The 11,791-nt window shown below is 73.6% G+C and carries 12 protein-coding genes and 1 tRNA gene; 1 reads left to right on the top strand and 12 read right to left on the bottom strand.

Going from position 1 to position 11,791, the window contains the following annotated elements:
• Positions 1-4: 4 nt before the first annotated feature.
• The 4 genes from ACIBBA_RS06470 to ACIBBA_RS06455 all read right to left on the bottom strand — a co-directional run bounded on the left by ACIBBA_RS06470 (position 5) and on the right by ACIBBA_RS06455 (position 2,270).
• Positions 5-325, bottom strand: coding sequence for a hypothetical protein (locus ACIBBA_RS06470; protein WP_396694385.1), 321 nt, complete (start codon positions 323-325; stop codon positions 5-7).
• A gap of 50 nt (positions 326-375) precedes the next feature.
• Positions 376-1,134, bottom strand: a complete 759-nt coding sequence (locus ACIBBA_RS06465; protein ID WP_396694383.1) for a Bax inhibitor-1/YccA family protein — start codon at positions 1,132-1,134, stop codon at positions 376-378.
• A 128-nt stretch (positions 1,135-1,262) separates the two neighbouring features.
• Positions 1,263-2,078 (bottom strand): Bax inhibitor-1/YccA family protein, encoded by an 816-nt coding sequence (locus ACIBBA_RS06460; RefSeq protein WP_396694381.1) that lies wholly within the window; start codon positions 2,076-2,078, stop codon positions 1,263-1,265.
• A gap of 111 nt (positions 2,079-2,189) precedes the next feature.
• Positions 2,190-2,270 (bottom strand) — tRNA-Leu (locus ACIBBA_RS06455).
• Between the two features lie 102 nt (positions 2,271-2,372).
• Between ACIBBA_RS06455 and ACIBBA_RS06450 the strand changes: the two genes are divergently transcribed.
• Positions 2,373-4,244 carry a hypothetical protein gene (locus ACIBBA_RS06450; RefSeq protein ID WP_396694379.1) on the top strand — a complete coding sequence of 624 codons (1,872 nt, stop codon included), beginning with the start codon at positions 2,373-2,375 and terminating at the stop codon, positions 4,242-4,244.
• Between the two features lie 146 nt (positions 4,245-4,390).
• On the opposite strand, the gene ACIBBA_RS06445 is transcribed toward ACIBBA_RS06450, so the two are convergent.
• From ACIBBA_RS06445 to ACIBBA_RS06410, 8 genes are all read right to left on the bottom strand, one after another.
• Positions 4,391-5,722: an NAD(P)/FAD-dependent oxidoreductase gene (locus tag ACIBBA_RS06445; RefSeq protein ID WP_396694377.1), complete on the bottom strand. Its 1,332-nt coding sequence runs from the start codon at positions 5,720-5,722 to the stop codon at positions 4,391-4,393.
• A gap of 105 nt (positions 5,723-5,827) precedes the next feature.
• On the bottom strand, positions 5,828-6,388 hold the full coding sequence (locus ACIBBA_RS06440) for a hypothetical protein (RefSeq protein WP_396695170.1): 561 nt from the start codon (positions 6,386-6,388) through the stop codon (positions 5,828-5,830).
• Between the two features lie 49 nt (positions 6,389-6,437).
• The gene (locus ACIBBA_RS06435; RefSeq protein ID WP_396694375.1) at positions 6,438-7,835 is read right to left on the bottom strand and encodes a DUF58 domain-containing protein; all 1,398 of its coding nucleotides are present in this window, start codon (positions 7,833-7,835) and stop codon (positions 6,438-6,440) included.
• Positions 7,835-8,842: a MoxR family ATPase gene (locus ACIBBA_RS06430; protein WP_350867256.1), complete on the bottom strand. Its 1,008-nt coding sequence runs from the start codon at positions 8,840-8,842 to the stop codon at positions 7,835-7,837. Before ACIBBA_RS06430 ends, ACIBBA_RS06435 begins: the two co-directional genes overlap by 1 nt.
• The gene (locus tag ACIBBA_RS06425) at positions 8,842-9,432 is read right to left on the bottom strand and encodes a hypothetical protein (protein ID WP_396694373.1); all 591 of its coding nucleotides are present in this window, start codon (positions 9,430-9,432) and stop codon (positions 8,842-8,844) included. Before ACIBBA_RS06425 ends, ACIBBA_RS06430 begins: the two co-directional genes overlap by 1 nt.
• Positions 9,429-10,217, bottom strand: a complete 789-nt coding sequence (locus ACIBBA_RS06420; RefSeq protein WP_396694371.1) for a DUF4129 domain-containing protein — start codon at positions 10,215-10,217, stop codon at positions 9,429-9,431. Before ACIBBA_RS06420 ends, ACIBBA_RS06425 begins: the two co-directional genes overlap by 4 nt.
• A 19-nt stretch (positions 10,218-10,236) precedes the next feature.
• Positions 10,237-10,950 (bottom strand): uracil-DNA glycosylase, encoded by a 714-nt coding sequence (locus tag ACIBBA_RS06415; RefSeq protein WP_357049148.1) that lies wholly within the window; start codon positions 10,948-10,950, stop codon positions 10,237-10,239.
• Positions 10,951-10,969: 19 nt separating this feature from the next.
• Entirely contained in the window at positions 10,970-11,656 is a 687-nt protein-coding gene (locus ACIBBA_RS06410) for a dienelactone hydrolase family protein (protein WP_396694369.1), read from the bottom strand.
• Positions 11,657-11,791: the final 135 nt, after the last annotated feature.

The raw sequence follows: 11,791 nt of genomic DNA, 5'->3' as shown, positions 1-11,791 counted from the left end.
CCGATCAGAGCGCGGTTCGGGTCGCCGTCACCTCGGCGGCGGCCCGGGCCAGCGCCGCGGGCTCCGGGTCAGCGGCGATCAGATCCGCGGCGACCACCCGGAGTTGGTCGGGCAGGGCCAGGTCGTTCGCCAACCGGGGCACGGTGCGGCGCGGCTCCCCCTCGGCGTCGGCCGCCAGGTTGGCGATCTCCTGCACCAGCCGGTGCACCAGGTCGGCGCGGGCCGCGTTCCCGCCGGCGGCGGCAGCCGCCCAGCGTGGTTGCTCCCAGTGCCCGACCTGGCCGACCAGGAGCTGCACCGCACGGTCCAGTTCTGCTGCGCTCATCGCGGAAGAGTGTACGGACCGGAGGTCACCGGTTCACCGGGGTGAGCGGTTCACCGGCGCAGGTAGCTGAGCAGCCGCAGCAGCTGCCAGTAGAGGAAGACCAGGCCGGTGAGCAGCCCGAAGGCGCAGAGCCAGGCGTACCGCCGTGGCCGGCCGGCGCGCACCGACCGCTCGATCAGGTCGAAGTCGAGGATGAAGCTGAACGCGCCCGCGATGATGGCCACCACCGCGATCACGTACGCCAGGCCGCCCACCTCGCCGGTGAGGCTGTAGATCTCCAACCCCTGCCGCCCGGTCACCAGGTAGACCACCAGGTTCACCACGCTGATTGCGACGATGCCGAGCAGGGTCCCGATGACCAGCCGGGCCAGCCGGGGAGTGGCCCGGATCAGCCGGGCCCGGTAGAGCAGCGCCATGCCGAGGAAGACGCCGAAGGTGCCGGCCACCGCCTGCGCCACGATGCCCGGGTAGACCAGCTCGAACGCGCGGCTCGCCACGCCCAGCAGCAACCCCTCGATCACCGCGAACGCCACCATCGGGACCGGGTTGGTGATCGCGCGCAGCGAGATGACCAGCGCCAATGCGATCGCGGCCAGGGCGCTGCCGGCGAGCGCGGCCGGCACCCAGACCGCCTGCGGGACGAACAGCCAGGCCAGTAGAGCGGTCGCACCGGTGATCAGCAGCAGCCCGACCGTCCGGACCACCACGTCGTCGACGGTCATCTCCTCGACGGCCCCGACGCCGAGCACCCGGCTCTCCAGCCGGGTGGTCTCGTCGAGCCGGTTCAGCACCGGGTTGGTACTGCGCACCGCCACCCCCTCGCCGCCCTACCCCTCGCAGTCACTCTGCCCCGGTGGATCGGGCCGCGTCGGGAAAACGCCGGCGCCCGCCCCCACGGTGCGGGGACGGGCGCCGGCGGTCAGCGGAGCAGACGGGGTCAGTCGTCGCCCTGGAAGTAGCTCAGCAGGCGCAGGATCTCGATGTAGAGCCAGACCAGGCTGACCAGGATGCCGAACGCGGCGACCCAGGAGTAGCGCTGCGGCAGGCCCATCCGGACGCCGTCCTCGACCTCCTTGAAGCTGAGCACGAAGCTCAGCGCCGCGACCACGATGACCACCAGGCTGAACCCGATGGCCAGCGGGCTGCCGTCGCGCAGGCCGGTGTTGATGCCGAAGAGCGACAGCACCAGGTTGATCAGCATCACGCCGAAGAGGCCGACGATGGCGGCGGTCACGCCCTTGACGAACGCCGGGGTCGCCCGGATGGCCCGCACCTTGTAGAGCATGGCCATCAGGAAGAAGACGCCGAAGGTGGCCGCCACGGCCTGGATCACGATTCCGTCGTAGGCCGACTCGAAGAACTTGCTGACCATGCCGACGAAGACGCCCTCGATGACGGCGTACGTGACGACCAGCGCCGGGTTCGCCATCCGGGAGAACGAGATGATCAGGCCGAGGACCAGGCCGACCACCGCGGCGCCGATCCAGGCGACGCCGACCAGCGCGTCGGGGACGAGCACCCACGCGGCCGCGGCGGAGACGCCGAGGATGCCGAGCAGGGTGACGGTCTTGACCACCACGTCGTCGATGGACATGGGCGCCACCGTCGGCGGCGCGGCCGGGTAGCCGGCCTCGGTCGGGTACTGCTGCGGAATGCCGGGCGCGCCGTAGGGCCCGGCCGGGGCGTACCCGGCGGAGCGCTCCCGCTCGGCCGCCTGGCCGAGCCGGGCGAGCACCGGGTTCGAGGTCTTCACTGTCTGGCCTCCCTCAGGGGGTCGTGTGCACGTGAACGTGCACACACAAGAGTAACTGCCCTGGCCATCCGTGGAGATCGTCGAGCGGGGAGAGAGGTGGAAATGTGTCGGTGCCCGGGGCGGGGGTCGAACCCGCACGCCTTTCGGCAGCCGCTTTTAAGGCGGCCGTGTCTGCCGTTCCACCACCCGGGCGGGCGGCACCGGTGCGTCGACACGCCGCGGTGCAGTGTCACGGTAACCGGTCTGTGGCTACCCGGCGTACCCCGATACGGTCGCCACATTAGGGTCGAAGCCGTGAGCAGCGCAGCCCCCACGGCCCCCGACGCCGCCCCTGAGCAGGCTCTCCGCCTCGCCGACCGGGCCGCCCGCCGGCCCCGGACGGCCCGGCTGCTGGCCGCTCTCGGCCGGCACCGCGCGGATCTCGCGGTCGCGCTCTTCTTCCTCCTGCTGGCCGGCTGGCTCACTCACGGGCTGTGGCCCGACCCGGCCTCCCGGACACTGGCGCTCAACGCGGCGGACCAGACCCTCTACGAGTGGTTCCTCGCGGTCGACGCGCGGGCCCTGCTCGGCGACTTCAGCCTGCTCACCGACCGGCTCAACGCGCCGGACGGGGTGAACTTGATGACCAACACCACGGTCATCGCGCTCGGCATCGCCCTCGCCCCGGTCACCCTGCTGCTCGGCGCGCCGGTCACCTTCGCCCTGCTGGCGGCGGCGAACCTGGCCGGCACGGCGGTCGCCTGGTACCTGCTCTTCACCCGGACGCTGCGTGCCCGCCGGCTCGCCGCCGGGCTCGGCGCCGGCCTCTGCGGCTTCGGCCCGGGAATGATCTCGCAGACCAACAGTCACCTGCACATGACCGCGCAGTGGCTGGTCCCGGTCATCGTCTGGCTGGTGGTGCGGCTGCTGCGCGCCGCCGACCCGGAGCGGATCGGGCCCGCGGATCCGGCGGATCCGGCCGGCAGCACGGTCGTGCTCGGCCCGGACCGGCGCCGCATGGTCAGCTCGGCGGTCGGCCTCGCCGCCGCGATCACCGCCCAGGTCTTCATCGGCGAGGAGGTGCTCTTCCTCACCGCGCTCACCCTGCTGATCATGGCCGTCACCTACGCCACCGTGGACCGGGAACTGGCCCGCCGAGCGCTGCCCGGCTTCGCCGGCGGGATGGCGCTCGCCGCCGGGCTGGCCCTGCTGGTGCTCGGCTACCCGCTCTGGTTCCAGTTCGCCGGCCCGCAGGGAGTCGCCGACGGCATGTTCAGCCCGCACTACTTCTCGGCGGACCTGCGCAGCTGGTGGACCATCTCCCCGCTGTCGGTGGCCGGCGGCGACGACGCGGCCCGGCTGACCACCGGCCCGGCCGAGTACAACACCTTCCTCGGCTGGCCCCTGCTGCTGGTCACCGCGGGCTGCGCGCTCTGGCTGGGCCGCCGCCGGCTGGCGGTCGCCTGCACCGTCGCCGCGCTGGTGATGGGCGGGCTCGCGCTCGGCCCGGCCGTGGTGTTCGGCGGCGCCCGCACCGGGGTGCCCGGCCCGTATGCCCTGCTGGCGGGCCTGCCCGTGGTGGACGGCGCGCTGCCGATGCGGTTCGCCCTCGCCGTACTGCCGCTGGCCGGAACGCTGCTGGTGCTGGCCGTCGACCGGGCGCTGCGCGGCACCGGCCGGGCTCGGCGGCTGATCCCGGCGGCGGTCGGCGCGGCGCTGCTGCCGCTCTTCCCCACCCCGCTGCCGACGGCCGAGCGCCCGGCGTTGCCGGAGTTCATCACCGGCGGCCACTGGCGGCAGTGCGTCCGCCCGGGCGGGGTGCTGGTGCCGGTCCCGCTGCCCACCCCGAAGGAGCCCTGGCCGATGCGCTGGGCCGCCGCCGCTGACGCCGCCTTCGCCACGCCCGAGGGCTTCTTCATCGGCCCGTACGGACGAAATGGCACCGCGGCCATGGGCACGTATCAGCAACCCACCTCCGCCCTGCTGAGCGACGTGGCGCGCCGCGGCGACCAGCCGGTGATCGGCGACGAGCAGCGCCGGCAGGCCGCCCAGGATGCCGACTTCTGGGGCGCCTCCTGCGTGGCGCTCGCCGACAGCGCCCCGCACGCGGAGAGCCTGCGGGCGACCCTGGAGCAGCTCTACGGCCCGTCGACCCGGGTCGCCGACGCTTGGATCTGGCGGGTCTGAGGCCCGGCGCCACCACGTCCAGCGCGGGTCCGAGGCCCCGCGCCACCACATCCAGCGCGGGTCTGCGGCCCGCGCCACTTCACCCACGCGACGCGAAAGGGCCCCTCCACCGGACGGCGGAGGGGCCCTTTTCGGGTACGTCGCGGTCAGCCCCGGCGGGCGCCGACCGGCTGGGACGCCTCGGCGAACTCCTCGCGCGGGTCGTGCAGCTGGCCGAGGGCGACCACCTCACGCTTCAGGAAGAAGGCCAGGGACCAGTCGACGACCACCCGGACCTTCCGGTTGAAGGAGGGGATCCGGCTCATGTGGTACGTCCGGTGCATGAACCAGGCCGGCCATCCGGTCATCTTGACCCCGTACACCTGCGCCACGCCCTTGTGCAGGCCCAGGCTGGCCACGCTGCCTACGTGCTTGTGCCGGTACTCCACCGGCTCCCGGCCCCGGATGACCTCCTTGATGTTGTCCGCCATCCGGGCGGCCTGCCGCACCGCGTGCTGGGCGCTCGGCGAGCAGTACGCCCCGGGCGGGCCGGTCAGGTCCGGCACGGCGGCGCAGTCGCCCGCGCTCCACGCGCCCTCGACCACCCGGTCGCCGTCGACCACCTGCAGGGTCGGCAGGCAGGTCACCCGGCGCCGCTCGTCGCGCGGGAAGTCGGTCATGTCGAGCAGCGGCGACGGCTTGACGCCGGCCGTCCAGACGATGGTGTCGGCGCGGAAGCTGTCGCCGTCGGAGAGCTTGACCACCCCGTCGACGCAGGACTCGAGCCGGGTGTCCAGCCGGATGTCCATGTTCCGCTTGAGCAGCTGCTGCACCGTGTACGCGCCCATGTCCCGGTCGACCTCGGGCAGCACCCGCTGGGTGGCCTCGACCAGCACCCAGCGCATCTCCTCCGGCTTGAGCTCCGGGTAGTAGCGCAGGGCGTCGCGGGCCATGTCCTCCATCTCGGCGAGCGCCTCGATGCCGGCGTAGCCCCCACCGACGAAGACGAAGGTCAGCGCGGTACGGCGGACGTCCGGGTCCGGCGTGACAGCCGCCACGTCGAGCCGATCCAGCACGTGGTTGCGGAGGTAGATCGCCTCGCCGATGGTCTTGAACCCGATGCCCTGCTCGTGCAGCCCGGGAATCGGCAGCGTCCGGGACACCGAGCCCGGGGCGACGATCACGTGGTCGTAGGCGATCTCCCGGGGCGGGCCGGAGATCGGCTGGACCGTGGCGACCTTACGGTCGTGCTCGATCCCCGTCACCGTGCCGGCCACCACCTTGCACCTCTGCAACTCCCGCCGCAGCGGCACCACCGCGTGCCGAGGGGAGATGTTGCCCGCCGAGGCCTCCGGCAGGAAGGGCTGGTAGGTCATGTGCGGCTGCGGGTCGACCACGATGACCTCAGCCTCACGGGAGCTCAGCTTCTTAGACAGGCGCAGGGCCGCATAGAGGCCGACATGTCCCGCACCCACCACAAGGATCCGCTTCGGATTCACGTCATCTATCTTTCCCCGGGTTGCTCAGCTAATCCCGCGCGCGCCCCCGTTCTGTGACGGAGCACAACCGCTGTGACCTGCGCAACCCCCGCGTCACCGTAATTTTCACCGGCGACGCAGCAGCCACCCGAGCAACGCCGCCACCCCTACCGCCACCAGCAGCCCGGCCACCGTGGCCAGCTGGTAGCCGGCGTTCCCACCGAGCTCCCCGAACCCCATCAGCAGCACCCCGAGCACCGACGCGGCCAGTAGCACCAGGGCGGCCCGCAGCAGCCACCGCGTGATCAGCTCCGGGTCGACCACCGCGTCGTACGGCAGCAGCGCGGCCAGTGCGCAGAGTGTGTGCCCCAGGTAGAGCACCCCGGCCAGGGCCAGCAATCGCCAGAGCGTGACCGGCCGGCCGTAACCGTCGGTGGAGATCAGCCACCCACCCACGGTGACCAGCGCCGCGAAGGTCGGCCAGACCCGGCGCGGGCCGACCGCCGGTAGCAGCGCCACCAGCACCAGCGCGCCGAGCTGCTGCCCGGCCAGCACCTCCGCCGGGAAGGCCAGCACGAAGCCGGCCAGCACGGTCAGGTAGATGCCCGCCCGGATCAGCAGCGGCGTCAGACTGATCCGGCTCGCCGCCGACCGCAGCGCACGGACCCGTTCGGTGACGGTGTCGATCATCGCGGCTCGCCTCCGTCACCCGGCCGGCCATCGACCCGTACGGCGCTCACCGGCCACCCACCCGGGGGGCGGTGGCGAGCCGGGCGACGTCCCGCAGCACCTGGTCCAGGCTGCCCGCACCGGCCCAGCGGACCACCGGCACGCCGTGCTCGCGCAACTGCGCGATCATCGTGTCCCGGTCCAGCCGCCACAGCCGGTAGGCCACCTCGGCCCAGCCCCGGTCCTTCGGCGGCGCGAGGTCGGCGGGGAGCGTGTCCACCGCCACCACGAACCGGCCGGACCGTGCCAGCCGGGCCAGCATCTGCGCCGACCGCTCGTCGAGCAGCGGAGTCAGCACCACCACCAGCGCGTCGGCGGAGAGCAGCTGCGGGCCGAAGACCTGGTCGTACGGCTCGTGCGGGCTCGCCTCGACCCGCACGTCGAGCAGCCACTCCAGGACGGTCAGGTACTGCCGGCGGCCGGCCCCCGGGCGCAGCCGGCGCGCCGCCGGCCCGTACTCGAGCAGCGACACCCGGTCTCCCCGGTGCAGGTAGTGCTCGGCGATCGCCGCTGCCGCCCGCACGGTGGTGTCCAGCACCGAGGCGGCGCCGGAGACGCCGCCCGAGCGACCGGCCTCGGCGAGCACGTCGAGCAGCACGACCACCTCGGCGTCCCGGTCGGAGAGGGTGGCGGCCACGTGCAGCTGCCGGGCCCGCAGCGAGACCCGCCAGTCGATCCGGCGCAGCCGGTCACCGGGGGCGAAGACCCGCACGCCGGCCAGCTCGCCGCCCTCGCCGGGACGGCGGGAGTGGTGCGCGCCGACCAGGCCGGCGGCCCGGGGCATCGCCTCCACCGCCTCGAACGGCTCCGTCTTCGGGTAGACCCGGACCCGGACCGGATCGGTGATCACCGCGCGGGAGACCAGCAGCCCGCCGGCGGTGGCGACCCGGGCGCCGGCCGGACCGACCGGGTGCCGCCCCCAGCGCAGCGCGCTACCGGAGAGCTCCAGGTCGATCGCCGAGGCGGTCGGTACCGATGTCACGAACGGCCGGTCGGCCACCGAGCCGCCGCCGGCCGCCCCGCCGCCGGCGAAGCCCACCCGCTCGATCCGCAGCCAGGGTGAGACCCGCGTCCGGAGCACGACCAGCTCGTAGTCGACGACGTCCGGGTTGCCGACCGTCACCGCGCCGGTCAGCTCACCCCCCTCGACCAGGTGGCCGTCGTCGGCCTCGACCCACACCTGCGGCAACGCGGCCGGCCGACGGCGCAGCGCGTACGCGGTGCCGAGCGCGAACGGGGCGGCCAGCACGATCAGATCGATCCGTCCGAGCACCACCGCGGCCACCAGCAGCAGGCCGGTGAGCAGCACGGCGCGGCCGAGCGCCCGGGTGGGCGTCCAGCCGGTTGCCGCAGCTGGCTCCTGCCCCGGCACGCTTCGCTGTTGCGGCACGCTCGGCACGGTCATCAGCGCGCGGGCCGACCGGCCGCGTAGCTGGGCAGCGCGCCGCTGGCCGGGGCCGGGGTGCCTTCGAGCACCTCACCGACCACGAAGGACGGGTCGACCCGGCGCAGCCACATCTCCGGGCGCAGCGTGATCCGGTGGGCCAGCGCCGGCGCGGCGACCTCCTTGACGTCCTCCGGCACCACGTAGTCCCGACCGGCGAACACGGCCCGCACCCGGGACAGCAGCAGCAGCGCCAGCGAGCCGCGCGGCGAGGCGCCGACCAGGACCGACGGGTGCTCCCGGGTGGCCGCGGTCAGCGAGACGATGTACCGGCCGACGGAGTCCTCGACCACCACGTCCTCCAGCGCGGCCTGCATCGCCCGCAGGGTGGCCGCGTCCACCACCGGCTTGATCTCGGCTTCCTCGCGGCGGCGGGCCATCCGTCGGCGCAGCACCTCCCACTCCTCCTCGTGCTCGGGGTAGCCGAAGGAGACCCGGAGCAGGAAGCGGTCGAGCTGCGCCTCGGGCAGCGGGTAGGTGCCCTCGTACTCGATCGGGTTGGCGGTGGCCAGCACGTGGAACGGCTCGTCGAGCCGGTAGGTGACGCCCTCCACCGAGACCTGCTTCTCCTGCATCGCCTCGAGCAGGGCGGACTGGGTCTTCGGTGGGGTCCGGTTGATCTCGTCGGCGAGCAGCAGGTTGGTGAAGACCGGGCCGGCCCGGAACGCGAAGTCGCCGCTGCGCTGGTCGTAGAGGAAGGACCCGGTCACGTCGGCGGGGAGCAGGTCCGGGGTGAACTGGAGCCGGCGGAAGTCCAGCCCGAGCGCCTGGGCGAAGGAACGCGCGGTGAGCGTCTTGCCCAGGCCGGGCAGGTCCTCCAGCAGGACGTGCCCGCCGGCCAGGATCCCGGCGAGGACCAGCTCCAGGGCGTCCCGCTTGCCGACCACGACCGAGCCGACGGCGTCCAGCACCGCCCGAGCCAGCTGGCCGACCTCGGCGGCGGGCATGCTCCGGTCCACGTCGTTCATCAGATCTTCTCCAGTTCGGCGACGATCGCCGCGAGATCGCGCGGCGACGGGGTGCGGCGGGGCGGGGTCTCCAGGAACGTCCAGAGCCGCTCGCCCAGCAGACTGCGGGCGCGGGCCGGATCCGAATCGCGGGTCACCCCGTGCTTGAGACGAAGTCGCTCGTCGGCCAGTTCGCCGAGCCGGGGCAGGACCACGCCGGTGAACCGCTCGGGCCGGGTCGCCGACCAGTCCAGCGGCACCTCCCAGCCGTTGATCGCGGTCTGCAGCGCGTCCCGGGCGCTCCAGTTCCAGGTGCCGTCGTCGCCGGCGGTCACCGGCGCCCGGGTGCCGGCCGGAGGTGGCGGCGTGGGCGCCAGCGCGGCGACGACCCGGCGCACCAGGAACAACGCGACCACCCCGGCGATCAGGATCAGCAGCGAGACCCGCAGGCCGACCGCGCGCAGGCCGACGACGAGCACGACCACCACCGACGCGACGCCGGCGAGGGTGCGCAGCACCTGCCCGACCCGGCCGCCGCGGTCGCGCTCGTCCGGCCGGGAGCGTTCCTCCTCGAAGCTGAGCAGGTCGTCGATGCTGGCGCCGCTGCTCACGACGACACCTCACCCGGTGTGGTCGCGGTCAACTCGCCGCGTAGCCGGCGCAGCGCGGCTCGCGCCTGGTCGCGGGTGCTCTCGTCGACCGGCCGGGTGGCGTAGCGGGCCTCCCGGTAGACATGCGCGAACTCGGCCAGCACGTCAGCGCTGACGATGGCCGGCACCCCGGCCGAGGGGTCACCGCGCAGCAGCCGGGTGACCAGGTCGGTGGGGGTGTCGCCGGCCAGCCGAGGAACGCCGGCCGCCGCGGCGGCCTGCTCCAGGCGTACCCAGCAGGCGATGACCGCGACCCGGGGATCGGTGTCCTGGTCGTCCAGGTCGATGAGGCCGGCGTCCAGGGCCGCCACCACGTCGCGGGTGGCGCCCGCTGCGGAGCGCCGGTGCCGCTGCTTCGGCAACGCCCGGCTGGTACGACGCAGCGCACCGCGGATCAACACCCAGGTGAGGTAGCCGAACGCGCCGAGGACGGCCAGCCCGAGCAGGACGAGCGCGGCCGTGACCATCCACTGTGGGATCTGCGGCGGATCGAGGTCGCGGGGCTCGGCCGGGATCGACTGCTCCGGCTCCACCGACGGGTATTCGGGTACCCACGGAATGTTCTCGGCGGCGGGCGGAATCCGGCTCGCCCCGATCGACGAGTGCGACGCGGCGAACGCGGCCACGGCGAGCAGCAGAGCCACCACGCCCACCGGCCACCAGCGGCGCACCAGGCCCAGGCCGACCCCCGGCTCGCCGTCGCCCGCCGGGGGGTACGGCGTGGGCCGGCGCGTTCCGTCCGTCATCGCCACCACCCCACGCAGGTCAGTCCACTCCGGCCAACTGCTTCGCCCGGGCGAACACGTCGTCCAGCATTCCTGGTGTCAGCCGTCCCGTGAAGGTGTTCTGCTGGCTGACGTGGTAGCAGCCGAGCAGATCCGGTGCGGCCGTGCCGGACCAGTGTGCCCCATGGGTGAAGACCGGTCGCGGGCTGGGCGGACGGAGTCCGTACACCTGGCGCAGCGTCGGCCACCACGCCGCCCAGGCGAAGGCGCCCAGCGCGACCACCACCCGCAGCGTGGGCCGGATCAGCGAGACCTCGCGGTGCACCCAGGGTGCGCAGGTGTCGCGCTCCTGCGGCGTCGGTTTGTTGTCCGGCGGTGCGCAGCGCACCGCGGCGAAGATCCGGGTGTCCCGCAGGGCGAGCCCGTCGTCGGCGGCGACACTGGTCGGCTGGTTGGCCAGCCCGGCGCGGTGCAGCGCGGCGAAGAGCACGTCGCCGGAGCGGTCGCCGGTGAAGATCCGGCCGGTGCGGTTGCCGCCGTGCGCGGCGGGCGCGAGACCGAGGATGCCGATCCGCGCGTCCGCCGCGCCGAAGCCGGGCACCGGTCGGCCCCAGTACCGCTGGTCGCGGAAGGCCGCCCGGCGGGTCCGGGCGACCTCCTCCCGCCAGTCGACCAGCCGCGGGCAGGCGAAGCAGTCGCTCACCGCCGCGTCGAGGTCGGCCAGGTCGGTCGCCCGCGCGGCGCGGGCGACCACCTCCTCGGGGGTACGCGGCTCAGCCAAGCTTCGCCCGGAACAGTTCCAGGGTCCGCGCCCACGCGGTGGCGGCGGCACGCTGGTCGTAGTTCTCCGGCCGGTCCTCGTTGAAGAAGGCGTGCGCGGTGCCCGGGTAGTCGTAGGTCTGGCAGTTGCCGCCGGCGGTCTCGATGGCCCGGCGTACGGTCTGCACGCCCTCGTCGGCCGAGGTGCCGTCCGCTTCGGAGCAGTGGATGATGGCGGCCTTGCCCGCGTAGTCGGCCCACTCGGGACGCATCCCGTCCCACGGCAGCCGGGGGTAGAAGGCCGCGGTCGCGACGATCCGCTCGGACCGGGTCGCCGCCCAGAGGGCCAGGCTCGCCCCGGCGCAGAAGCCGGCGCACCCGGCCTTGCCGGTGACCTCGCTGCGGCCGGCCAGGTAGTCGGCGGCAGCGGCGATCTCCGTCGCCGCCTCGTCCATCTGCGGGCTGTTCAGCATCTGCCGGGGCTCGGTCGGCTTGCTGGCCGGCTCGCCGTGCCGGAAGTCCGGGGCGAGCGCGACGAAACCCGCCTCGGCGAACCGGTCGACGACCGAGCGTACGTGCGGCACCAGGCCCCACCAGTCCTGGATGACGATGACCGCAGGGCTGGCCGCACCGCCGGAGGGTATCGCGAGATAACCCTCGCTCGTACCGCCGTTGCTGCGGTAGCTCACCATTTCGCCCATTGGCCGTCCTCCTAGCGGTCAGTCATCGTTGGCTGGTCGCCCAGTGCCGGTAGCCTGCCACGCCGCGCCCGCGCCGGGAAGATGCCGGAACAGTGGCATTCACCTCCCGTTCGCCCACGGGTGACGCTGGGTACG

Origin of the sequence: Micromonospora sp. NPDC051006, from assembly GCF_044456245.1 — a bacterium.
Classification (GTDB): Bacteria; Actinomycetota; Actinomycetes; order Mycobacteriales; family Micromonosporaceae; genus Micromonospora.
This window is presented reverse-complemented; position numbering and strand designations above follow the sequence as displayed.